We start from the raw sequence: 24,745 nt of genomic DNA, 5'->3' as shown, positions 1-24,745 counted from the left end.
AAACAAATATCTACATTTGGTAGTTATAAAAAAGACCAACAAAATTAATTTATGTTTCAAAATAAAGTCATACTGGGTAGTGAAGAATGGTGCTCTTTTCCGGAATTAGGAATCCCTACAATTAAAGCCCGTGTCGATTCTGGCGCAAAGACATCTGCTTTGCATGCTATCAATATTGCTCCATTTATAAAAAATGATGCTAATTGGGTAAAGTTTGACATAAATCCAATACAGAACAATACAAAAACTGTTATTCATTGTGAAGCACCAATGGTTGACAAAAGAATTGTAAAAAGTTCCAGTGGCTTTAGGGAGCACCGATATGTTATTCAAACTCAAATTGCCATTGGTGATTCGAAATGGCCAATTGAAATGACCCTTACAAATCGTGACTCGATGGGTTTTCGCATGCTTTTGGGACGCGAAGCCATGAGCGGAAGAATACTGGTTGACCCGGAACAAAAATATCTTTTAGGACAACCTACCACTGAAAGTCTCGTTGAATTATATAAAAATTCAGAAAAAGCCAGCTCAGGTTTAAGAATAGGACTTTTGGCCAGTAATCCTGAATTGTACAGCAACAAAAGAATTATGGAAGCTGGAGAAATGCGCGGTCACGAAATGCATTTTTTGAATATTAAGGAATGTTATATGAAACTGGACGCTAAAACACCAGAAATTCATTACCGAGGCGGAAAAATATTAAACCAATTTGACGCAATCATTCCCCGAATTCGACCAAGTATTACTTTTTACGGTTGCGCCTTAACTCGACAGTTTGAAGCATTAAAAGTCTATTGTTTAAACTCGTCAACTGCTATCACACAATCGAGAGACAAATTATATTCCTTGCAATTATTACTTAATCATGGTGTTGACATTCCAACAACAGGATTTGCCAATTCTCCACTGGATACAGATAATTTAATCAAAATGGTTGGAGGGTCGCCACTTATCGTGAAATTACTTGAAGGTACTCAGGGAAAAGGCGTTGTATTGGCAGAAACCAAAAAAGCTGCAGAAAGTGTAATTAACGCATTCAAAAGCCTTAATGCGAATATATTAGTTCAAGAATTTATCAAAGAAGCTAACGGAAAAGATATTCGGTGTTTTGTAATTGACGGGAAGGTTGTTGCTGCAATCCAAAGAGAAGCGATGCCTGGCGAATTCAGAGCTAATATCCATTTGGGCGGAACAGCATCGGTAATTAAAGTTACGGCAGAAGAAAAAAAGATTGCCATAAAAGCCGCTAAAGCAATGGATTTAAAAGTTGCAGGTGTTGATATTATCCGCTCCGCAAAAGGACCTTTATTGCTTGAAGTAAACTCTTCTCCAGGACTCGAAGGAATTGAAGGTGCCACCAACAAAGATATTGCTGGAGAGATGATTAAAGCTATTGAAAAGAATTTCAAAATAAAATAGATTTTTAGAGAATAGAATAAAGAGCAAAGAGTATAGATGGCAGAAAGTAGACGGCAGAAAACAGAAAAGACTATAAAAAATTTAATCTAAACACAATATGATGCTTAACATTCTTAATCTGAAATCTGAAATCTGAAATCTGAAATCTGAAATCTGAAATCTGAAATCTGAAATCTGAAATCTGAAATCTGAAATCTGAAACCCAAAATCCAAACTATGAACCCTTACCTAGACATCGTCATTCGCAGTGCAACTGTGTATTTTTTCATGGTTATAGCGCTGCGGGTTTTTGGCAAAAAAGAACTATCCCAGCTCAATACCGCCGATGTAATTTTAATTTTACTGATAAGCAATTCCGTGCAAAATGCGATGGTAGGAAACAACACAACACTTTGGGGAGGTTTAGCAGCAGCAACAGTACTTTTTGCGATTAATTTCATCTTAAAGAAATTAATGTATCGTTATAAAAAATTTGAGGAATTAATGCTTGAAAAACCCGAAATCTTAATTCATAGTGGAACTTTAGATTTCAAAAACTTGAGTAAGCTAGACATAACTTCGGATGAATTGAAAGAAGCCATGAGAGAACATGGTGTAGAAAATTTCAAGGATGTAAAACTCGCCATGCTTGAAATTGATGGAAACATAAGCATAATTACAGGTGAAAATACTCTAAAGCAAACTCATTACAAACGCAGAAAGAATCGTAAAAATTTAATTCAAGGCAATTAAACTCTATCATAAAATCTTCTAAAATTTATTTTCTTCTAAAATCACAACTGTTAACATAGAATTTCATTTTTTGAAAAGCTCATAATAGTTCTAAACTTGTCATTTAGCCCAGATGGAAACGGCATCTCCCGATATAGAAAAACAAGGCTTTTTTGCCGTAGTTTTTATTAATCGGGAATACAGTGAACAGCTGGAGAACTGTTGATTATTACCGAACAGGTCTCTGCTCCAAAAATAAAAAACGCAAATTTTAAGACATAAAAAAACCATTCGGAATGCGAATGGTTTTTTTATAGTATGATAATTATTTTACAAAAATATATTTAGAAACCAATATACTAGCGCAGCCAGTAATGCTGAAACAGGAATCGTTAGTACCCAAGCCCAAAGTAAACTCACCGTTACACCCCAACGAACAGCTGAAATACGTTTTGTTAATCCAACTCCAATAATAGATCCTGTAATAGTATGTGTTGTACTTACCGGCACTTTAAAATGTTCTGTGAAATAAAGTGTCAAAGCTCCTGCAGTTTCTGCAGCTACTCCTTCAAAAGAAGTTACTTTGGTAATTTTAGAACCCATTGTTTTCACAATTTTCCAACCACCACTTAATGTTCCAACAGCAATAGCAGTATAACAAGCTAAAGGAATCCATTCAGGCATTACTCCTTTTATACCTTTATCGTCATCTGGAAGAACTACTTGCAACCAATCTGGAAGATTCATAATATCGACACCACTAGTTTTGATATAAACCGCCACAGCTGCAGCAATAATTCCCATTACTTTTTGTGAATCATTTCCACCGTGACCTAAACTAAAAGCCGCTGAAGACAATAATTGCATTTTTTTCAAAACCGCATCCGCTTTGTGTAAATTTAAACTACTAAATACTAAAGCAAATGTTGACATCGATAGTATTATAAATGCTACCAAAAACCACTTAATATTGTGTGATTCAAATACGACACTCCAAAAAACAGAAGATTCAAAACGAGGCTTTTCGATTTTTTCGAATGGAACCATTTGGCTATAAACAAACCAAACTGACAATATCATTAATGCAATTGTAAATAGCTTAGGTATGATACTTTTTCTGGAAGCATTTAACAACCAAATAGAAATCAAATACGACATAAAGGCTCCTAACAAAGGGGCAAGAACTATAAATGCAATAATAATCACTACCCCTGAAGGCATACCTCCATCTTTTCCAGCTTTGTACCAACTTACAATATCATACCAATGTCTAGTGTGCTGTACTCCATCTTCAATTAAAATATAATCTGAAAAACCATGCATTGTAATTGCATGCGCAACCGCAGCACCAGCAAAACCGCCAATCAAAGTATGTGAAGAACTGGAAGGAATTCCTTGCCACCAAGTAATTAAATTCCAAATAATTGCCGCTACAACACCTGCAAGGATAACTACTAAATCAATTTGACTTGAATCAGCCGTTTTTGCAACGGTATTTGCAACACCCAAGCCAAAAACCCAGTAAGCCAAAAAGTTAAAAAAAGCTGCCCAAAGTACCGCCTGAAACGGTGATAAAACCTTGGTTGCAACAACAGTAGCAATAGCATTGGCAGCATCATGAAAACCATTAATGTAATCAAAAATTAATGCTAGAACTATAATAATTATGAGTAAAGTCATATCAATATCTTCAAATGAATAGAATTAAATTAAGAATGTTTTACCGTAATAGATTCTAAAACACTAGCAACACTCTTACATTTATCAGTTGCTGATTCTAAAACTGACAATACTTCTTTATATTTAATGATATTTTTGGCATCGGTTTCATTTTCGAAAATTTCAAAAACGGCTTTGTTATAAACCATATCCGACTTGTTTTCCAACTTATTAATTTTAGCACAAGCGTTGGTAATCGTTTTCATATTGCTCAAGTTTTTCAACTCTTTTACTGCAACATCAATATTTTGACAGGCCTCTAGATTGATTTCTGTCATTTTACGAATTGATTTCGTGATTTTATCCACCTGATATAAACGCATTCTTGAAGCGGCACCATGAAGATAATCGGCTACATAATCAATTGAAGTGATTAGAGAGTGAATATCTTCCCTGTCAAAAGGAGTAATAAAATTTTTGCTCAATTCTAAATTGGTTTGACGAGTAATGTCTTCTCCTTTTTGCTCTAGTTCATCAATTTTGATAAAAAGAACTTCTCTTTCTTTCAAAGGAAGATTTACCGCTTCGTGCAAAATTGAAGCCAATTCGATTAAATTACTTGATGCTTCTTCGAAAAGAGGAAAGAACTTTTTGTCTTTTGGAACTAGAAATTGAAAAATACTATTTAATGACATTTGTTTATGTTTTAGTAGTGCAAAATTACTTCATTATTTAAAGCCAATGTTAAGCTAATGTTAACAAATCTTCTTCTATTTGAAAACTATTTAGAAAACTTACTGTTTTCTCTATATCATAATGAAGAATTCTGTCTTCTTTTACCAAAGGAACTTCACTTCTGTAAGATTTTAAAAACATTTCTATAAAATCACTTGAATGTAAAGGTCTACGGTATTCTATCGCTTGTGAAGCATTCATTAATTCAATGGCTAAAATACGCTCCAAATTATCCATCACGCGTAAACATTTGGTAGCGCCATTCGCTCCCATACTGACATGATCTTCCTGACCATTGCTTGAAACTATACTATCTACGCTCGAAGGAGTTGCCAACTGTTTGTTTTGGCTTGCAATACTTGCAGCTGTATATTGCGGAATCATAAATCCTGAATTCAATCCTGGATTATCAACCAAGAACGCAGGAAGATTACGCAATCCCGAAATCAACTGATATGTTCTGCGTTCGGAAATACTTCCTAGTTCTGCCAAAGCAATCGCCATAAAATCTAAAGCCAAAGCCAAAGGTTGTCCATGGAAATTTCCACCCGAGATAATCTGATCACTTTCTATAAATATATTTGGATTATCAGTTACCGAATTAATCTCGGTTTTGAACACTTTTTTCACATAATCAAAAGCATCTTTTGAAGCGCCATGAACTTGTGGAATGCAACGGAAAGAATATGGATCTTGGACATGGGTTTTAAGCTGCCCGATAATTTCACTTCCATCCAAAAATTCCTTCACTCTTTTGGCTGTAGCAATTTGACCGTTATGAGGACGTATATAGTGTATCAACTCATTAAAAGGTTCAACTCTACCATCAAATCCTTCCAATGAAATTGTTCCGATTAAATCGGCTAAAAATGAAAACTTATTTGCTTTCATTAAGATATGAGCACCATAAGCACTCATGAATTGAGTTCCGTTCAATAATGCCAAACCTTCTTTGGATTTTAATACGATAGGTTCCCAACCAAAATGTTTTAAAACTTCAATCGAATTCACTTTCTTACCTTCGAACCAAACTTCTCCTTCGCCCAATAAAGGCAATGATAAATGTGCCAAAGGAGCCAAATCTCCGGAAGCTCCAAGTGAACCCTGAGTATAAATAACAGGCAGTATATCATTATTATAAAAGTCAACTAACCGCTCCACTGTTTGCAATTGTACTCCAGAATGTCCATAACTTAAAGATTGAATTTTAAGCAACAGCATCAATTTTACAATATCGTTTGGCACTTCTTCCCCCGTCCCACAAGAATGTGACTTTACAAGGTTTTCTTGAAGCTTAGAAAGGTTTTCATTTGAAATTTTCACATTACAAAGTGATCCAAAACCAGTATTGATTCCGTAAATAGGTTCCGAATGAGAAGCCATTTTTGCATCCAAGTATTTTCTACACTTTAGAATATTTGTTTTTGCATTCTCAGAAAGAGCAATTAATTTATTATGAGAAATAATTTCCTGTAAAACTTCGAAAGAAAGTAGTTCGGTACTTATATAATGTGTATTCTCCATTTTGTTTGAATTTAAGGGTTCAAAATTCCATAAATCAATATTAAAAAGCAATGATTTTTGATAATAATTTAAAAAACCATTCAAAATAAAGTTTTCAATAGCTTTTCAACTTCAATATTCACTTTAAATCTTATCCCTTTTTAAAAAATAGTTCCATCAATTGCCTTTTTTAAAGTTAAATATATCCTTTTTCGACTATGAATTAGTATTAAAACTAGGTAATAACACAAATTAAAATAAAGATAATCTCAATAAACAAAGAAATAAATTACGCAATATTAAATTTGAATCCATATTAAATTTAAATATTAAACTATTCGCAAAAATAACCCACAAAGCTTTATTTTTTGATGAAAAACTGTACTTTTGGAAAATCAAAAATGAAAAATTTTAACAGCACATATCATCCTTCGATAACAACTCAAATCTGGGTTGCACTTGCTGTTACAACTACATCTACTACAACTACTACCCCTTAGGGGTATACATTTTACATATAATCCAGTTGCTGTACTTTTTTCTTAAAGAAAGAAAGTCATGGGTGTATAGAAGCCTTTTGCAATTTAAAACAACAAGATACAATATAAAAATCGTTATAATTTCAATACTGATAATCAAATAAATAGCGATACTAAATTACATTAAAACAAATACAACCTTATTATGAGAGTATTAAAATTTGGTGGTACTTCGGTAGCCAATGCAGAAAATATAAAACTAGTTTTAGATATAGTCATTAATAAAGCACAAGACGAAAAGCTTGTTGTCGTTGTATCCGCGCTAAGTAAAGTAACCGATTTATTGCAATTGGCTGCATCCAAAGCGGCAGCAAATGACGAAAGCTTTAAAGATATTATTACCGAAATCGAGAAAAAACATTTAGAAGCACTTAAACAACTGATTCCTGTTAGCGAACAAAGCGGTTTACTGAGTCATATTAAAAGAATTATCAACCATCTCGAAACATTACTTGATGGATGCTTTCTATTAGGTGAATTATCTTCAAGAACTTTGGATACTATCCTAAGTTTTGGCGAATTACTATCGTCTTATATCATTGCTGAAGCTTTAAAACAAAAACTAAAAAATAGCAGCTATAAAGACAGCCGAGAATTGATTAAAACCAACAATCATTTTGGAAAAGCAGCCGTTAACTTTGAACTTTCAAATAAACTAATTGCCGATTTTTTTGCATCAAATGACAATCAAGTGGTTGTAATGCCTGGTTTTATTGCCACTTCTGAAGACGGTATTATCACAACTTTAGGCCGTGGCGGTTCAGATTATACAGCAGCAATCATAGCAGGAGCATTAAATGCATCAGACTTGGAAATCTGGACAGATGTGAACGGAATGTTTACTGCCAATCCTAAGATTGTAAAACAAGCACAGCCTATTGCCACGATCTCTTATCAGGAAGCCATGGAATTGTCTCATTTTGGCGCCAAAGTTCTGTACCCGCCTACAATCCAGCCTGTTTTAAGAAAAAATATTCCAATTTTAATTAAGAATACTTTCGAGCCACAAGCCGAAGGGACTTTGATTTCCAACAATCCTGAATCACATGCCAATCCTGTAAAAGGGATTAGCCATATTGACAACATTACTTTGATTACGCTGGAAGGTTCTGGAATGATTGGTGTTGCAGGTTCGTCTAAACGTTTATTCGAAGTGCTATCAAATGAAAGCATTAACGTAATTTTTATTACTCAAGCTTCATCGGAGCACTCTATCTGTATCGGTATTTTAAATTCGGATGCCGAAACTGCTGAAATTGCCATCAACAAAGCGTTTCAAATAGAAATTGTTCAAAACAAAATCGATCCTTGTATTGTTGAAAAAAACCTCTGCATTATCGCTTTGGTAGGTGAAAACATGAAAAACCACCAAGGTTTGAGTGGCAGAATGTTTAGTACTTTAGGCAAAAACAACGTTAATATTCGTGCCATTGCTCAAGGTGCTTCCGAAAGAAACATCTCAGTAGTAATCAATGAAAGAGACGTTAAAAAAGCACTAAACACTTTACACGAAAACTTCTTTGAAGAAAACACCAAGCAATTAAACTTATTCGTAATGGGCGTTGGAAATGTGGGTGAGAAATTCATCGAACAAATTCATCAGCAAAAGAAATTTCTAAAAGAAAATTTAAAAATAAACCTGAGAGTCATTGCGGTTTCCAACTCCAGAAAAATGTATTTCGACGAAGATGGAATGCCGCTAAAAGAATGGCAATCTCTCTTAGAAAAAGGTGAGACTGCTAACAAGGCAGAATTTATAGCAAAAGTAAAAGCACTAAATTTACGCAACAGTATTTTTGTAGACATTACTGCGAATGAAGAAGTATCTAAAACTTATGAGCAGTATTTAAAACAAAATGTTGCCGTAGTAACTTGCAATAAAATTGCTTGTTCATCTGCCTATGACAATTACAAAAACCTAAAAAGTTTGTCTCGTAAATTTAATGCGCCCTTTCTTTTTGAAACGAATGTCGGAGCTGGGTTACCAATCATCGACACTGTAAAAAACCTTATCGCATCTGGTGATAAAGTACATAAAATTCAAGCCGTTTTGTCAGGTAGTTTGAACTTTATTTTTAACAATTTCGATAAAAACAACACTTTTCATGACGTGGTTAAAGAAGCTGGAGTCCAAGGTTTTACAGAGCCAGATCCAAAGATTGATTTAAGCGGAATTGACGTAGCCAGAAAGATACTTATTTTGATCCGTGAAAGCGGTTACCAAATGGAAATTAAAGATATTGAAAACAAATCTTTTCTTCCAAAAGAATGTATGGGAACTACCAATAATGATGCTTTTTTCGCTTCATTAAAAGAACATGCAAAACACTTTGAATCTATTTTGGCGGAAGCTAATGAAAAAGAAAGCCGACTGAAATTTGTAGCCCAATTTGAAAACGGGAAAGCGAGTGTAGGTTTGCAATTCATCCCAAAAGATCATCCGTTTTACAATTTGGAAGGAAAAGACAATATCGTTTTATTCTATACAGATCGCTACGTTGATCAGCCATTGTTGATAAAAGGTGCTGGCGCGGGAGCTGCGGTTACAGCCTCCGGAATTTTTGCCGATGTTATTAGAATAGGAAATGTTTAAAAAAAGTTACTGAGTTTCTAAGTCTCTAAGATGCTAAGCCATCTCAGAAACTTAGAAACTTAGCATCTTAGAATCTAAAAAAAATGACTGAAATAAAACTATTTTGCCCAGCTACTATTGCGAATCTTTCGTGTGGTTTTGATGTACTTGGACTTTGTTTAGCCACCGCAGGCGACGAAATGATTGTCCGCAAATCTGATGTGAAAGGAGTTCGCATTACCAAAATCGTAGGTGCTGATTTACCATTGGAAACCGAAAACAATGTTGCCGGAGTTGCTGCTTTGGCAATGCTGGAGGAAGTGGAAACTGAATTTGGTTTTGAAATCGAAATTTACAAACACATCAAAGCAGGAAGCGGTATCGGTAGTAGTGCCGCCAGTTCTGCAGGTGCGGTTTTTGGAATCAACGAATTGTTGGGACGCCCTTTTACTAGGGTAGAACTAGTGAAATTTGCTATGCAAGGCGAAAAGTTAGCCAGTGGAAATGCTCATGCCGACAATGTTGCCCCTGCCCTTTTGGGAGGTTTTACATTGGTTCGTAGCTCAAATCCTTTGGATATTATCAAAATTGACAGCCCTTCCGAATTATACGCAACAGTAGTTCATCCTCAAATTGAGTTAAAAACATCAGATGCGCGCTCGGTTTTGAAACAAACTGTCTCCTTAAAAAGTGCCATTACTCAATGGGGAAATGTTGGCGGACTAGTAGCTGGTCTTTATACTCAAGATTACGAATTGATCGGCCGTTCTTTACACGATGAAATCATCGAACCGATCCGCTCTATGCTGATTCCGGGATTTGATTTAATCAAGCAAACCGCTTATGAAAACGGAGCTTTAGGCTCAGGAATTTCAGGTTCAGGTCCTTCTATTTTTGCTTTAAGCAAAGGAAAAGAAAACGCCGATAAAATTGCCAAAGCAATGAGTGCCGTTTACGAAGAAATGAATTTGCCTTATGAAATTCACGTTTCCAAAGTGAATGACGAAGGAATGAAGATAATATAAGATTGTAGAAAGCAGAAGGCAGAAATTAAAAATTATAATTGACGATAGCACCTATTAACTATCCAAAATCTAAAATTTAGAAATGAAATATTACAGTTTAAACCATAATGCACCCAACGTTTCTTTTCAAGAAGCAGTAATACAAGGATTAGCAACAGATAAAGGATTGTATTTTCCAGAAACCATTACATCATTAGCAACAAGCTTTTTTGATACAATCGAAAGTTTATCACACGAAGAAATAGCTTTTGAAGCCATCAAACAATTTGTGGGAGGCGAAATCCCAGCCGAAACGTTAAAACAAATCATAGCCGAAACCTTGTGTTTCGATTTTCCTTTGGTCGAAGTAGAAAACGGAATCTACTCTCTTGAATTATTTCACGGCCCAACTATGGCATTCAAAGATGTGGGAGCGAGATTTATGTCACGTTGCCTGGCGTATTTCAACAAAGATAACAAAGATAACAAAAACACAGTGCTTGTAGCGACTTCCGGAGATACAGGAGGTGCCGTTGCCAGTGGTTTTCTAGGTGTAAACGGTGTTGATGTGGTTATTCTTTATCCGTCGGGAAAAGTGAGCGACATACAGGAAAAACAACTGACTACTTTGGGACAAAATATAAAAGCCCTTGAAGTTGACGGTGTTTTTGATGATTGCCAGGACATGGTCAAAAAAGCGTTTCTCGATAAAGATTTAGAGCACATCCACCTGACCTCCGCCAATTCAATTAATATAGCGCGCTGGCTACCACAAATGTTTTACTTTTTCTTTGCTTACAAAGCGTTGAAAAGCCAAGGTAAACCGTTAATTTTCTCTTGTCCAAGCGGAAACTTCGGGAATATTTGTGCGGGTATCATTGCCAAAAAATTAGGGTTACCTATCGAACATTTTGTGGCTTCCACCAATGTAAACGATACCGTTCCTAGGTTCCTTGCTAGCGGAATTTACGATCCAAAACCATCTATCGCAACGATTTCGAATGCTATGGATGTTGGGAATCCAAGTAACTTCGTTCGTATTCAGGAGATGTACCAAAATGATTTGGAGCAATTCAAAAAAGATTTTACATCCTATACTTTTACTGATGCTGAAACTTTAGTGGCACTAAAAGCCATCTACAACGAAAGAGGTTATATCGCGGAGCCACACGGAGCTGTTGGCTATTTGGGATTGAAAAAAGAATTGCAAAACATACCAAACGCTATTGGTGTTTTCCTGGAAACAGCACATCCTATCAAGTTTCTTGATGTAGTCGAGCCTGCTTTGGGTATTACTTTGCCGCTGCCGACACAAATAGAAAGCGTGATGAACAAAGAGAAAGTTAGCGTAAAAATTTCGAATTATGATGAATTGAAAGAGTTCCTTAATTCAAAGTAATTTTTTTACCATATAAGTCATATAAGACCATTTAAGTTTTTCTTTGTTTAGTGAGATTTAAATGGTTTTTCTTTTTTTTGAGAAAATTCGTTAATAATTTCTAATTATATTCAATACTCGGACTTTTTCCTTTGAAAAAATGTAATCATACACACTTTTTCAAAGGCAATATTTTAAAATTAGAAAAAATATTTTTTTGGAGCTAATTACTTCGTCAGTTCACTTCGCTCGTGTCTGCTGTCCACTGTATCTGTGTGCTTAAACCCCAATTGCACAGGTAATTGCGAGAGCAATTCGACCATCAGGGCTACGACAGCAGCAGGTTATTAAAGAACCATAGTATTAAAAACTAAAGCATTTTTAGTTCAGTATGAAAATTCAAAAACGATAAGAAAAAAACATATATTTGAGGTAGAAAAACGAAACAAACTTTCGTGTATACAACTGCAAGTTGGCAACATTAGCGAAAGTTAGTTTTGTACAAATTATAATGGTTAGCAGTCATTGTGACAAAATTAACAATAACTAAGAACAGGCTACTAATATAAAAAATGGGAAAGGTTTTTTTAAGCATTACAATGTCATTAGATGGCTTTACAGCAGGGCAGGCAATTACACAAGAAAATCCATTGGGCTTAAACGGTCAATTATTGCATAAATGGCTTTTTGCCAACAAGCAAAAGGAAGATGAAGAAATCGCCTCTGATATGTTCAAAAATTGTGGCGCTGTAATTTTAGGGAGCAGGACTTACATAACTGCTATTGATGGAGTTTGGAAAAGTCAATCGCCTTTCCCTGTTCCTGCATTAATTTTAAGTTCTAAAAAAATGAATGTAATTAAAGGTTTTACTGTCGTTAACGATGGTATAAAAACTGCATTATCACAGGCGAGATCTATTGCAAAGAAAAAGGACATATTGGTTATGGGGGGCGCAAGCGTAGCTCAACAATTTTTGCAAGCCGACTTATTAGATGAGATACACATCCATATTGCCCCTATATTGCTTGGTAGTGGAACGCGGCTTTTTGAAAAAGAAAACAATAAGATTAATGAATTAACTAAAATAAAAGTCATTGAAACTCCTGGTGCGACGCATTTATTTTTAAAACCTGGAAATAGATAAAACTAAAAAACAATGAACTGCTAACCGCCGTTTGGTAATACGGCGGGTTTAGGCTTAATTTAAAGATGCTTTGTACTTTTAAAATTAGTCATTAACCGAAAGTTTAGGCTTTCTTAATAGGCCATATCTTTAAGCAGACAAACGTTCATCGTAAAATAAAAATCCCCGACCACCAATTTTTTTTTAGCCAAACAGAAAAATTTAATCCAGAAAAGCATTAAATTTAACTATCTAAAAAAGAACACCATGGCAAATAATAAAGTTACACTTCACAGAGTTTTTACAGCGCCTCCAGAAAAAGTTTATAAAGCATTCACAGATGCTGATGCAATGGCTTCCTGGTTACCGCCTTATGGTTTTGTCTGCAAAGTACATAGTATGGATTTCCAAATTGGCGGAAAATACAAAATGTCGTTTACCAATTTTACTACGGGTAGCAGTCATTCCTTTGGCGGCGAATATTTGGAAATCATACCTAATGAACGATTAAAATATTCAGATGAGTTTGACGACCCAAACTTACCAGGACAAATGATTACCACAATCGAACTCCGAAAAGTACTATGTGGTACAGAACTTTTTGCAACACAGGAAGGAATCCCTGATGCAATACCAACTGAAATGTGTTATCTAGGCTGGCAGGAATCGTTAGACAAATTAAAACGTTTGATCGAACCGAATATTCCCGATGCTTAACGCAGTCTTTTTAAAACATATAAGTCATATAAGTTTTAAATTTTAATAAAATCAGTTAAAACCAATAGCTCATTTAAGTGAAATCAAAAAAACATACAAAGAACGTTTTAACTTATATTCACTTTAATCACTAAGCTGTCAAACTAACTTTCTTTGAGTTATATGACTTATATGTTTGAAATTAAATGTGGTTTATTTTATAATACAGTGACTTAGTAAAAAAAATAGTATAAAATTTAAAAAAATGGCAAAACAAATTTTTATCAATTTAGCAGTAACCGATTTGCAAAAATCTATGGCCTTTTATAACGCATTAGGCTTTACAAACAATCCTCAATTTTCAGACGACAGCGGAAAGTGTATGGTTTGGAGTGAAAACATTTATGTCATGCTGTTGACACACGAAAAATTTTCAAACTTTGCAACCAAACCCATTGCAGACACCAAATCAAGTGTTGCGGGGCTTTTTTCATTATCAACTGAAAGTGTTGATGAAGTGAACAGCATCGTGACAAATGGACTAAACGCCGGCGGAATAGAGTCAAGCGAAATGAAAGATTATGGTTTTATGCAACAGCGCACGATCGAAGATTTTGACGGACATACTTGGGAAATTTTCTATATGGATATTTCTAAATTCCCAACAGCATAACAATACAGAACTCAAAACAAATAACTGATTTTTAGACAACCCAGAATATGACATTAATTGCAATATTTTTTCCGTTTGTTTCTTTCTTTTTGAGAGGCAGAATACTCACATCTATTCTTTGCCTGATTTTGCAAATAACTTTAATTGGCTGGATTCCCGCAGCAATTTGGGCCGTTATTTCATTACAAAACTCGAGAGCTGATAAACGCAACAATAAGCTGATTAAGGCTATAAAAGTTAAATAAAAGAGAAGTAATAAAAACAAAAAACACTACATGTTTATCATTTCATTATCCTATAAAAAAGACATCAGCGAGGTCGAAAAATTTATCGATCCACATATTCAATTTTTAGACAAATACTATTCCGAGAAGAAATTCATTTTTTCAGGCAGAAAAAATCCGAGAACAGGAGGTATCATATTGGCTCGCAATGTAAACAGAGATTCGCTGCAAGAAATTATTAAGCAAGATCCTTTTTATCAAAATGAAATTGCTGATTATGAGATTACCGAAGTCAACCCAACCAAATATGATGAAGATTTTAAGGTTTTTATAGAAAAATAGCATTTTATCATTTAGACCAAAACCAATATTAAATTATTTCGATTTTTTTTTCAAAAAAGATGGTTTTAATTTCATTACTAATTTTGATTACCATCAATCAATTTACAAATCGATACAAACATTTTGGAATTAACAAAACTGTTGAATGGCCTTGGGATAGCGATACAATCAATTTCAGTCCGTCAATTTTTTAATCTTCTTTTATCAGATGAAATATCAATGTTTAATCGCTAAATTTCTTCATCAATGTAAAGCTCACGTAAGGGATTGTGGTGATATCCTTTATTTTTTTGTTTAAAAAATAAAGCTAAAGCCAAAAACCCGGCCTCAAAGCGGTAGTTAGTTGAATCAAAAACATTTTTTTTTTGCTTTAGGGTTACGCTCACGAAGTCTTCGTTACTATCTACTTAGAAATCCCCTAAGCTTTCCAGACCCGACTTCACCACACACGCAAAGCGCTCAATACAAATCCACAATCAAAACCTACAAAATAAAACCTATTATTTTGTAGGTTTTTCAATAATTGGGCTTGAAAAATTCCGTTTAAAAAATACGTATATTGAACTTCTAAAGACATTCTTGGAAAAAATCAGGAGACTACTTGTCAACGCTTGGTAAATACTTTGGGGAGCGCTGTATTTTATTTCTTTACATAAATAAATCCTACTTTTCCAGATTTAAATGAGGTTTCAATTCTTTTATAATCATCAACTTCATAGTCGTCAGCATTTGTTATTTCTTCATCTGTAACTTCAAAAAGCATTCCTTCAACTTCATTATTTTTATTTCCCGAAAATTCAATAATAGGATGAAACTTTTGCCTACTTTTTCTCAAAACTTCGGGATCCGTTATTTCCATCATTTTTAATTCATACCCCATAAGTGAATCTTTTTCACCTTTTAAAAGTCTCCCAAAAGTTTCAATTTGGACTTGTTCTTTCTGAAGCGTACCGTAGGAAAAGAGTAATGGCATTTATAGTAGATTTTCGAAAAGAGTTGCGCAACAGTTATCACCTGTTTTAAGGTTTGTTGTTTGTTGTTTTTCATTTATCTTTTTCTTGGGTCAATATGTACAAATGTTTCATGTATCAACCTATATTTCTCCTTATTAACTGGTCTGTATTTTATTATAGTACTGACGGGATAATTTGTAATGCAATTCGATGTTAGACAGTTTGTTGGTCTCGTTGGTCGTTTTTCAAAACCACCACCACAATTAGGGCAAACATTTTTTAATTCATTTTCCACGCACTCTTCACAGAAAGTACACTCGTGTGTACAAATCATAGCTTCACTTGATTCGTTTGGCAATAATTTGCCGCAATTTTCACAGGTTGGTCTCATTTCAAGCATAATACTTAAGTTTAAAGTTTTTTAAATTAAATGTTTTCTTTAATTAACTTAGTAGTTACGACAGTCGCAAATTCGTCATTTAAACTTGCAAGAGCTGTTTCATGAATAAGTTCCGCGGAAAAATTTTGTCCCTTTATCCCTTTTTTATTAAATGTTGCCGTTGCATCTGAAACAAGAAATGTTTCATAACCAAAATTTCCAGCCATTCTTGTAGTTGTCGAAACACAATGATCAGTTGTCAAACCGACAATAACAAGTTTATAAATTTTGGCATTGTCAAGTTGTTCTTTTAAGTTTGTCCCAATAAAAGCACTGTTCACATTCTTTTTTATTATTGGTTCTTCGCCAATTGGTTTAACGATGTCTTTAAATTCGTTTCCTGCGTTTGTCTCGTGAAGTAACGAGGTTGGGTTTGATGAACAATGTTTAATGTGAAAAATTGGAAGATTATTGGCTCTCCAAAGTTTCAAAAGTTCACTTGCATTCTTTTCTGCTTCTGGATTATTTCTTTGTCCACCCCAATATTGGATGTTATCAAATCCTTTTTGAATGTCAATAAGAATTAAGGCAGGATTGTCTAATTTTGATATATTCATTTTTCTTTGTTTGTTTAAATGTTTGAGAGTTTCGGTAAAATGACCACTACCGTTTTAGGCTTTGTGAAGTAGGAGTTTTAGAAATACAAATGTTCAATTTAACACTTCACCCTTAACTTCAGTTCGTCTTGTTAATTCATAATGTATTTATTATTGACAGTTTTGTGCTGTCAACAATCGCTGTATTGTAGGTCTCAATGCAATCAATTAGCGGTTTGTCTGGTCCATTAATCCATTCCTCGCTTCCGTAAAATGCGTCTTGACTTTGTTTTCGTTGTTCAATACTTTCGTATGATCTAATTAGGTAGAAACTCTCTTGATCAATTAATGAAAATCCAAAATCAACAACTTTTACTTTCCAACGTTTTAACATTGGTAAACTTTGTTCAGTAAATATTTTTTCAAAGGTTTCGCTTGTGCCTTTTTTGAGTTTGTACGTTCGTAATTCAGTTATCATTTTAGTTTTATATATTGATTTTGAACTATTCTATTCTTGACAATTCCATTTTCCAATTCCACTCCCATGTTTTTCCATTATCAGTCGAAAACGCTTGTGACCATTTTGGATGTTCCAAATTAGTAGCATCCCATTGATATACCACAAGAATTTCTTTTTCATTAAAGATGTCATTTGTATAAAATTTTCCCAAGCCATTTTCAAATGAACCCGTTACAGGTTTTTCATCCATGGTAGTGCCGTTGCTATCAATCCAATATATTTTCCAAAGTTTTGATACCTTATTAAAAAGACGAATTGCCATTCCCTCATAAGGTTCACCATTATTGTTTGTATAGAAATTTTCTAAGTTCCCAAATCCGTTTAATGTTTTTTTCATGTGCAATTCAGCCTCAAATTCAGTCCATTCGTTACTATTGGTTAATCTTGATTTTAGCTTACGATTGTGAACTTTCCATTTGCCTTGCAAAAAATCAAAATCATTTTCTGAAGATGTTGTTGAAGGTTTAATGTCTAAAATTTTCGCTTGTTTGTTTTGTGTTAGTTCCATAGTTTTTGTTTTTGAATTTTGAGCGTTTGCAGAAAGCATCACCATTGATAAAATAATCAGCAGAAATTGTTTTTTTGAATTTTTCATGATTGATATTTTAATTAATTAGCCGACTTAACTGTCTTTCACTTTGTAATCCAACGTGTGAAGCAATCTCTAATCTGGTTAAATCAGGATTTTTTAAAAATTCCTTAATTTTTTCTTTTCGGATAATAGTGATATAATCATTTACAGTAATTGCAGTTTCTTTTTTGAATATTCGAGTAAAATTACGTTCGCTCATACAAGCAATTTCTGCCAATTCATCCAGATTTGTTTTTTGATTGATGTTTTCAATAATCCAATCTTGAACTTTATGAATTCCCGAATGGATATGGTTTCTAAAACCCAGCAGTTCACTTTCTTGCTTCTGATTTCCTCCTCTTCTATTGTAAACAACCAATTCCCTAGCAACAAGATGAGCAAAATGACTTCCTTTTAGTTCTTCAATAATATGTAATGTCACATCGATACCTGAAGCAATTCCAGCACTTGTATAAATGCCTTCATGTTGTGTAAAAAGAATATTGTCAATAACTTTAGCTTGCGGATATAATTCTTGCAATTGTTTCGTTTTTTTAAAATGTGTTGTACAAGGAATATTGTTTAACAAGCCACATTCAGCCAAAACAAATGCACCTGCACAAATACTTACCATTTTAATACCAGAATTATAGCTTTTTATTATCCAATTGAATAAATCAGTATGTTTTTTAAATTCATCAGAAATCAGATAATTTGCATTTGATCCCGGAATAATTAAAAAATCACCTTTCTTAAATTGCACTTCGGAAAAGTGTTTCAAATTTGCAATTGGCAATCCAGCTGTGGTTACAACATTGTTTTCCAGATTGCAATATTCAATTTCAAAATCGGCACCAAAACCTATAGCTTCAAGAATGGCTTGGTCTGGCCCAGCCAAATCCATAAGATGTATTTGTGGTAAAACTAAGAATACGAATTTTTGATTCATCACTATAAATAATAAGTTACAGAGCAAATGTAGTGACTAAAGTTTTTGTTGGTTAGTCAATAAAAAGACATTTTCAGCCAAATAAAAACCAATTAAAAATTAGAACGAACTGGTTTTCTCAGACACTCATAGATTTTTCGCAATCTAGGTGTAGCCCGCGTAAGGGATTACCTCACATTGTATTTATTTTCATTGGAGTTCAGTGAATTTCATTTGCGGCGATATCCTTTATTTTTTTTCTTTAAAAAAATAAAGATAAAGCCAAAAGCCCGCCCCCAAAGTAGTAGAATGATGAATCGAAAACGAAATTTTCTGCTTTGGGGTTACGCCCAAATTATAAAAATAGTAGGAGTTACAAAACCAGTTCTTCAAACAGTCGTTGAATGGTTTTATCCAAATCCTCACAGAAACCCGAATGCGGCCTCGAAGTCTGTATCGCCGAGCTTCGGGTAGCGGTCAGCCAACGAAAACGGGACGGAATATCAAACTCGCCAATAGGTCCGCCGTCTTTGCCCCCATGAGCGATTTTCTGGAAGGATGCTAAATTCAATTCGAGTTGTTCCAAGTCAAAATCCTCCGAAAACATCAACAATTTTGTCTCATTGACAGAATAGAGCATCTTTATGAATTTGGCGCTTTTGCAAAACAGAATAACGCCTACATTCAGGAATTCCTCTCGTTCCACCTTTGGCACAACGCGAACAACGGCATACTCATATAAGTTTTTCTCTGGCATTTTGGGCTTCATTTATAAAAATTTCTGAATGATTCAATCTGGTCCATAAAAACTGAAAATATACATCACGAATTTCGTCAGGAGTTTGCTCGGTATCTTCCCAATGGAGCCAATCTTCGGGTATATAATCGACAATATCCTGTAATATTTCTTTGGTGAGTAACTTTCTAAAAGCAAGATCAGTTGCTACCAATTCGGTCGCTTGAGGAAGCAAGACATGATCTCTTATCAGCGCAAAAGGGCTTTTGGCATGTGTTTCCCAAGTATTCCATGAATGGTGAAAATACAAAGATGCTCCGTGGTCTATGAGCCATAATTCTTTGTGCCAAATAAGCATATTGGTATTGCGGAACGTACGATCGACATTGGTAATAAAAGCATCGAGCCAAACGATTTGCGATGCCAACTCAGCAGACAATTTCGTTACTACGGGGTCAAAAGTAATAGCACCCGACAAAAAGTGTAAGGCCAGATTCAGCCCTTGGCTTCCTTGCAGTAAATCTTGAATTTCCTCATCGCCTTCGGTACGACCAAAGGCTTCGTCGAGATTGGCAAACACCAATTCGGGCATTTTAAGCTTCAAAACCCGGGCAATTTCTCCACCTATGAGTTCGGCAATCAGCGCTTTTACGCCATGTCCCGCACCCCTGAATTTCAAAACATATTTAAAATCATCATCCGCTTCGGCAAGAGCAGGCAACGAACCACCTTCCCGCAGTGGCGAAATATAGCGCGTAACATTTACGGTTCTTAATTCAAGTGGTTTTCTCATAGTATGATTTTACGAACTACAAATTTACAAATTACTGCTCTTCAATTCACACTTTCTCTAATAAGGTTGCTTATTTTGTCTTACACAGAATAGCGATTCACAAAAAATTATTTTCCAAACCGACTTTGTTCTATTGGTTTAAATAAAAAATTGGATTCTTTAAATTCCAATGTCCCTTTCACATAGAAGGGTATTGTCATGTAGGTCGAAATTAATCCTGTTCCCATTTTTAATTTTTGATTCCTTTCCAATAAAACAAAAGGGACTCTTTTTATGTCTCCACCATAAGATCTGTAGCAAAAGTCACCTCTCAATGTGTCTCCAATACGATTTCCCCGAACGGCTCCAGAATCTTTTCCTAAAAGTCCATATTGGATTTCATATTCACCATAAAAAGTATTTTTTGTAAAAACTAATGATAGATAAGCTGTTGAATCTCCTTTTGAAGCTTTGTAAAATTTTTTAATAGAACTATTTTCTCTCTTGTTGCAGCTATGCAGCAAAAAAATCACAGCTACCACAAAAAACAGTTTTTTTACTATTTGTTTACTTGTTCCCATTTCCATAGAATAAATTGACAGGACAAATATAAAATATCAAAAAATAAGCTTGACCAATTTTTATAATTTCCAGCAAACTTCTTCCCAAATTTAATACTGATGAGCTAATTATTTGAAGAAAAACAACAATAATAGCTGACAAAAAACCAATAATTGGAGAATATTCAGATTTAACCAATTTCAACAATAAACATAAGTGCCAATTTTAATGGAGCTTTATTGAAATCACAGCGATATTTCAAGGCGTCACCCAATTCTCTTAAAAGGTAAATATCTACTAAGAGATCAATTATTCAATCAAAGAATAGACAAAACTCTGTTAAAATCGTTGGCTTTACTGATGTTTCAACATATATTTGTAAATATGAAAACAGTCCGTAGAATAGCACTTTATACCCTTTGCTTACTGCTAACCCTTTCTTGGGTTACGTCATCTGTTTCAAATATTATAAAAATTTCCACCGAAAAAAAAATTGTGGATAAAAAGGAAGCTGTGCCAGAAGGCAAATCAGAAGTGGAGGAGAAAAAAATTGAAATAGTTTTAGACTTTCCAACTCCTTTTAGCATTCCTTTTCAAACTATAGTTTCGACAGAATTTCACTTTAGCAAAGGGACTACCTTACCACAATCTGTAATCTTGGATTTATCAAATCCACCTCCTGAATTTCATTTATTTGCCTAAGATCAACTTTCGAAACCAATTTTAGCTTCGGAAAAATTTTTATACAATTAAATTAAAATTCAAACATATATGAAAACGATATTCACGATTGCACTCACTTTATTTACCTCATTTCTATTTGCCGACTCTCATATTATTGTAAAACAAAATGGAGAAAAACTAGAAGTAAATTATGTCACCACCAAAAACAACACAGTTTATTATTCAGTTTCTGGAAACAGCACCCTAAATGAAATAAGTCTTTTTGCTATTGAAAAAATAATCGATAAAAAAACTAACAGTTTAATTATTGATAATCACAAAGTAGATGTTTCTGGAAAGACAGGATATAAAAAAGTACAATTTTTAACAAAAGATCAAACAATTGGTTTACAGCAGGGAGCGATTTTAAAAACCATAATTCACAAACCAAAAGGATTCACAAAATCAGATTGGATTGCAGAAGCTTTAACAAATATAAAAAAACAGGCCGCAAAACAGGGTTTTCCTTTTGTTGTGATTACCAAACAAACCGATTCAAAAATAGAAGCTATGGCATACACCTATTAAAACAGCATTTTTAATAGAAACCAAAAGAGACAAGTCATTCTTGTCTCTTTTTTTTATATGAATATTTATTAACTTTTAATTTTCCAAACTCAAATACGCTCTCCCAATATTTTCGATAATATCCGAAGCAATAAAAGACTGATAACCCGTTGTGGGCAAAGCGATATCGGCAGTCAATCCGTGGAGGTACACCCCCAATAAAGCCGCATCAATGGGACTATAGGATTGCGCCAAAAGACTCGTAATCATTCCCGTAAGGACATCTCCGCTTCCTGCAGTGGCAAGTGCAGCGTTTCCCGTTGTATTCACATAAATCATTTCGCCGTTAATAATGTAAGTTGGAGCGCCTTTCATTACAATTACCACTTGATTTACAAGCGAAAAAACGACTGTTTTACCAAGTTTTTCCTCATCCGAATGCCATTTACCAATAAGCCGTTCCAACTCTTTGGGATGAGGAGTCAAAATAGTTCGGGGAGAAACCAATGCCACCCAAGACGGATTATTCGATAAAATATTCAACGCATCGGCATCAATCACTAGTGGAATACTGGTGTTTGACAGAAAATCATGAAGTGCCTTTTGCGTTGCCATTTTCTGTCCCATTCCCGGACCAATCCCTATTGCATTGACATCCAAATTCAAGGCAATTTCCGAAATATATTTTTCATGGTCATCAGTCACTACCATTACTTCTGGAACGGAGGCTTGCACAATTTCGTAACCGCATTGCGGTACAAAAGCGGTAACCAATCCGCAACCCGTTTTCAGCGCCGCTTTCGATGCCAAACACACAGCCCCAATCTTTCCATAACTCCCACCAATAATCAAAACATGTCCCTGTATGCCTTTATGGGTATATTTATCAATTGTTTTGTAGCGTTTTAGAATTTCATTACGGTCAAGCGGAGTAGGACTGTTCATCAGATGAATTTTCCATTAAAAGTACGAAATTCTAAACTAAAATTTCAAATTCTATATTGTTTTAAAATCTTTTAAATTCTAAAATCACTTTCAATGAATCATTCACCTTTACTTAAAAGATTCCGAAATAAATTGTAAACACTAACTTATTGCTCGGTTAACATTGCAGACAGGAAATTGAAATATTTTTGCGATATACTAATAAATCAAATATTTTAATGAAAAAACTATTACCATTCGCAATTACACTATTTTTTGCATTTAATGCCAATAGCCAATCCAAGAACTACGCGTCTCTAAAAGTGAAAATCGCCAACCTTGAAGTCGATTCTTTGGTTATTATCTCATACAAAAATCCAAATTTCAAAAAAGTAATCAAAGTAGATAAAGACGGGATTTTTAAAGACACTTTGAATATAAGAGCTGACAAATATTATGTAAGCAATTGTTCGAATGTTTTTCCTAATGGAATATATCTAAATAATGGATATGATTTAAAGATTACTGTGGATTCTAAAGAACCTGGAAAAACCATAATTTTTATTGGAAAAGGTGCTACTGAAAACGAATTTGTAACTACTTTTTCCAAAAACGAAGAAAATTTTGATTATGAGTCGCTGATGCAATTAGACCAATCTGCATTTGATAAACAAACGGAACAAATACGATTGAATCTATTTGCTACCCTGGATAAGAAAAAATACGCCTCTGATTTTGTTGTTTACCAAATTGGCTATTTGGACAACTTCATCGAAATGAAAACCCAAGCATATAAAACCATCCTAGGAGAGCGAAAATAAAAATCTGTTTGCAAGAATATCTTTGGCTTTGCCAATATCTATATTTCTTCCCTAGCTTTCGATGTGTAAATAATCTGTTACATTCTACGACAAAACATCACATCGATAATCAAAACTACTGAGAAATAAATTTTCACTCAGTAGTTTTTCTTTATATGAATATCTCAATATGCAAAAAAATAATTAAAACCAAAGAGATAATTTTTATTCTTTTATTATTATGATGCTTGCTTTATAACCCTTTCCAACATTCCATTGGTCTGACATGACAGTAACTCCTTTATCATCATAAACTTCAAATTGAGCCGTATTTGGGGGAGCAAAGCCTTCATTTAGAGCTTCAATATCAATTCTGTTAATCCCTTTTTGCAGTTTTATTTCAAACTCTTTATAGTCACCCTCCAAAACAACCTCTGGGACAATTACTTTATTATTTAAAAATACCCTTATATAGTCCCCATCCAAAAACGCAGCGTCACGATAACGTACTTTGGATGTCAAAGATTTAGTTTTTATACTACCTAAATATTGATTTTTTTTATAATAAATACCTTCAGTATTAGCCTCTTTTTTATAGTAATTGATGTCATTAAAAAGCTTTTTTGGATCAACTAGCAAAGAATCAGGTTTTTTCACGATATCAGGCGGCGTAACTTTTGGTGAGATTTCTTTTGGAGGTATTTCTTTTTTCTTTTTGGTTTCTTTGGGTGGAATTGGTTTGTATTTAGCATTGAATTCTTCTTGGGCATATCCACTTAAGGACATTCCGATTATAACAATAAAAAACAATATCCTTTTCATATATGTGAAATTATTTATTAGCAGTCCAATTAATTATTATACTTCTGATTAATTTGAATATTTTCAAATCCCTTTGACTAATGCAATCAGACTCTATTTAGATAACAGACTTTTCATGAAGTTTATTGCATTTTTATCGGGAAATGTGATTCTAAAATTAACTCTCGTAATTATTTTTTTTTAAATTCTAAAAAAACGATTGCCAATATGTCTATACAGAGTTAAATTTCTTCTGTATTACAAAGGTGCTAAGTCCCATGTATTACTGTACATAAGAAAAAAGAAATCAATTATTAGAAACTCCATTCTTTTCTCTAGCATTAGTCTTACTTTTTTCTGTACAGCTCAAAAAAAATCCATTTGGGTTAGAA

At 34.1% G+C, this 24,745-nt stretch carries 27 protein-coding genes; 13 read left to right on the top strand and 14 right to left on the bottom strand.

Annotated elements, in window-relative coordinates; all coding sequences use genetic code 11:
• Positions 1-51: 51 nt before the first annotated feature.
• Together rimK and DOS84_RS12295 are read left to right on the top strand one after the other, a co-directional pair.
• Positions 52-1,422 (top strand): 30S ribosomal protein S6--L-glutamate ligase, encoded by a 1,371-nt coding sequence (gene rimK, locus DOS84_RS12300; RefSeq protein WP_111410422.1) that lies wholly within the window; start codon positions 52-54, stop codon positions 1,420-1,422.
• Between the two features lie 216 nt (positions 1,423-1,638).
• Positions 1,639-2,154 (top strand): DUF421 domain-containing protein, encoded by a 516-nt coding sequence (locus tag DOS84_RS12295; RefSeq protein WP_111410421.1) that lies wholly within the window; start codon positions 1,639-1,641, stop codon positions 2,152-2,154.
• 309 nt (positions 2,155-2,463) lie between these two features.
• Here DOS84_RS12295 and DOS84_RS12290 read toward each other — a convergent pair whose 3' ends face one another.
• From DOS84_RS12290 to hutH, 3 genes are read right to left on the bottom strand one after another with little or no spacing between them, the layout of a single operon-like run.
• Positions 2,464-3,813: an inorganic phosphate transporter gene (locus tag DOS84_RS12290; protein WP_111410420.1), complete on the bottom strand. Its 1,350-nt coding sequence runs from the start codon at positions 3,811-3,813 to the stop codon at positions 2,464-2,466.
• Between the two features lie 29 nt (positions 3,814-3,842).
• Positions 3,843-4,487, bottom strand: a complete 645-nt coding sequence (locus DOS84_RS12285) for a DUF47 domain-containing protein (protein ID WP_111410419.1) — start codon at positions 4,485-4,487, stop codon at positions 3,843-3,845.
• 49 nt (positions 4,488-4,536) lie between these two features.
• Complete coding sequence (hutH, locus tag DOS84_RS12280) at positions 4,537-6,051, bottom strand: histidine ammonia-lyase (RefSeq protein WP_111410503.1); 1,515 nt, start codon at positions 6,049-6,051, stop codon at positions 4,537-4,539.
• Between the two features lie 663 nt (positions 6,052-6,714).
• Between hutH and thrA the strand changes: the two genes are divergently transcribed.
• From thrA to DOS84_RS12240, 8 genes are all read left to right on the top strand, one after another.
• Positions 6,715-9,162: a bifunctional aspartate kinase/homoserine dehydrogenase I gene (gene thrA, locus DOS84_RS12275; RefSeq protein ID WP_111410418.1), complete on the top strand. Its 2,448-nt coding sequence runs from the start codon at positions 6,715-6,717 to the stop codon at positions 9,160-9,162.
• A gap of 83 nt (positions 9,163-9,245) precedes the next feature.
• Positions 9,246-10,166, top strand: coding sequence for a homoserine kinase (locus DOS84_RS12270; protein ID WP_111410417.1), 921 nt, complete (start codon positions 9,246-9,248; stop codon positions 10,164-10,166).
• Between the two features lie 82 nt (positions 10,167-10,248).
• Entirely contained in the window at positions 10,249-11,544 is a 1,296-nt protein-coding gene (gene thrC, locus DOS84_RS12265; RefSeq protein WP_111410416.1) for a threonine synthase, read from the top strand.
• A gap of 551 nt (positions 11,545-12,095) precedes the next feature.
• Positions 12,096-12,668, top strand: a complete 573-nt coding sequence (locus DOS84_RS12260; RefSeq protein WP_111410415.1) for a dihydrofolate reductase family protein — start codon at positions 12,096-12,098, stop codon at positions 12,666-12,668.
• Between the two features lie 246 nt (positions 12,669-12,914).
• Positions 12,915-13,364 (top strand): SRPBCC family protein, encoded by a 450-nt coding sequence (locus DOS84_RS12255; RefSeq protein WP_111410414.1) that lies wholly within the window; start codon positions 12,915-12,917, stop codon positions 13,362-13,364.
• Positions 13,365-13,608: 244 nt separating this feature from the next.
• Positions 13,609-14,016: a VOC family protein gene (locus tag DOS84_RS12250; RefSeq protein ID WP_111410413.1), complete on the top strand. Its 408-nt coding sequence runs from the start codon at positions 13,609-13,611 to the stop codon at positions 14,014-14,016.
• A gap of 47 nt (positions 14,017-14,063) precedes the next feature.
• Entirely contained in the window at positions 14,064-14,261 is a 198-nt protein-coding gene (locus tag DOS84_RS12245) for a YqaE/Pmp3 family membrane protein (protein ID WP_111410412.1), read from the top strand.
• A 30-nt stretch (positions 14,262-14,291) separates the two neighbouring features.
• The gene (locus DOS84_RS12240) at positions 14,292-14,582 is read left to right on the top strand and encodes a YciI family protein (protein ID WP_111410411.1); all 291 of its coding nucleotides are present in this window, start codon (positions 14,292-14,294) and stop codon (positions 14,580-14,582) included.
• A gap of 640 nt (positions 14,583-15,222) precedes the next feature.
• Here the strand turns inward: DOS84_RS12240 and DOS84_RS12235 are convergent.
• From DOS84_RS12235 to DOS84_RS12195, 9 genes are all read right to left on the bottom strand, one after another.
• Complete coding sequence (locus tag DOS84_RS12235) at positions 15,223-15,555, bottom strand: gamma-glutamylcyclotransferase family protein (protein WP_111410410.1); 333 nt, start codon at positions 15,553-15,555, stop codon at positions 15,223-15,225.
• A 74-nt stretch (positions 15,556-15,629) separates the two neighbouring features.
• Positions 15,630-15,935 (bottom strand): DUF1272 domain-containing protein, encoded by a 306-nt coding sequence (locus DOS84_RS12230; protein WP_111410409.1) that lies wholly within the window; start codon positions 15,933-15,935, stop codon positions 15,630-15,632.
• 26 nt (positions 15,936-15,961) lie between these two features.
• A complete protein-coding gene (locus tag DOS84_RS12225; RefSeq protein WP_111410408.1) occupies positions 15,962-16,531 on the bottom strand; it encodes a cysteine hydrolase family protein in 570 nt (189 codons plus the stop codon).
• Positions 16,532-16,667: 136 nt separating this feature from the next.
• Positions 16,668-16,988, bottom strand: coding sequence for an NIPSNAP family protein (locus DOS84_RS12220; protein WP_111410407.1), 321 nt, complete (start codon positions 16,986-16,988; stop codon positions 16,668-16,670).
• 25 nt (positions 16,989-17,013) lie between these two features.
• On the bottom strand, positions 17,014-17,625 hold the full coding sequence (locus DOS84_RS12215; protein WP_243636374.1) for a hypothetical protein: 612 nt from the start codon (positions 17,623-17,625) through the stop codon (positions 17,014-17,016).
• A 10-nt stretch (positions 17,626-17,635) separates the two neighbouring features.
• Entirely contained in the window at positions 17,636-18,550 is a 915-nt protein-coding gene (locus DOS84_RS12210) for a GlxA family transcriptional regulator (RefSeq protein ID WP_111410406.1), read from the bottom strand.
• Positions 18,551-18,902: 352 nt separating this feature from the next.
• Complete coding sequence (locus DOS84_RS12205; RefSeq protein ID WP_111410405.1) at positions 18,903-19,286, bottom strand: DUF3037 domain-containing protein; 384 nt, start codon at positions 19,284-19,286, stop codon at positions 18,903-18,905.
• Positions 19,264-20,058, bottom strand: a complete 795-nt coding sequence (locus DOS84_RS12200; RefSeq protein ID WP_111410404.1) for a HipA family kinase — start codon at positions 20,056-20,058, stop codon at positions 19,264-19,266. Before DOS84_RS12200 ends, DOS84_RS12205 begins: the two co-directional genes overlap by 23 nt.
• Before the next feature lie 107 nt (positions 20,059-20,165).
• Positions 20,166-20,618 carry a hypothetical protein gene (locus tag DOS84_RS12195; RefSeq protein ID WP_124020642.1) on the bottom strand — a complete coding sequence of 151 codons (453 nt, stop codon included), beginning with the start codon at positions 20,616-20,618 and terminating at the stop codon, positions 20,166-20,168.
• Between the two features lie 364 nt (positions 20,619-20,982).
• Here DOS84_RS12195 and DOS84_RS12185 point away from each other — a divergent pair, with 364 nt between their 5' ends.
• Both DOS84_RS12185 and DOS84_RS12180 read left to right on the top strand, forming a co-directional pair.
• Positions 20,983-21,300, top strand: coding sequence for a hypothetical protein (locus tag DOS84_RS12185; protein ID WP_111410401.1), 318 nt, complete (start codon positions 20,983-20,985; stop codon positions 21,298-21,300).
• A gap of 69 nt (positions 21,301-21,369) precedes the next feature.
• On the top strand, positions 21,370-21,849 hold the full coding sequence (locus DOS84_RS12180) for a hypothetical protein (RefSeq protein ID WP_111410400.1): 480 nt from the start codon (positions 21,370-21,372) through the stop codon (positions 21,847-21,849).
• A 75-nt stretch (positions 21,850-21,924) separates the two neighbouring features.
• Here the strand turns inward: DOS84_RS12180 and DOS84_RS12175 are convergent, their stop codons facing one another.
• A complete protein-coding gene (locus DOS84_RS12175; RefSeq protein ID WP_111410399.1) occupies positions 21,925-22,773 on the bottom strand; it encodes an NAD(P)H-hydrate dehydratase in 849 nt (282 codons plus the stop codon).
• 218 nt (positions 22,774-22,991) lie between these two features.
• Here DOS84_RS12175 and DOS84_RS12170 point away from each other — a divergent pair, with 218 nt between their 5' ends.
• Positions 22,992-23,573, top strand: coding sequence for a hypothetical protein (locus DOS84_RS12170; RefSeq protein WP_111410398.1), 582 nt, complete (start codon positions 22,992-22,994; stop codon positions 23,571-23,573).
• Between the two features lie 204 nt (positions 23,574-23,777).
• Here DOS84_RS12170 and DOS84_RS12165 read toward each other — a convergent pair whose 3' ends face one another.
• Positions 23,778-24,374 carry a hypothetical protein gene (locus tag DOS84_RS12165; protein WP_111410397.1) on the bottom strand — a complete coding sequence of 199 codons (597 nt, stop codon included), beginning with the start codon at positions 24,372-24,374 and terminating at the stop codon, positions 23,778-23,780.
• Positions 24,375-24,745 lie beyond the last annotated feature (371 nt).

Source organism: Flavobacterium aquariorum, from assembly GCF_003254745.1.
GTDB classification, from domain to species: Bacteria; Bacteroidota; Bacteroidia; order Flavobacteriales; family Flavobacteriaceae; genus Flavobacterium; species Flavobacterium aquariorum.
This window is presented reverse-complemented; position numbering and strand designations above follow the sequence as displayed.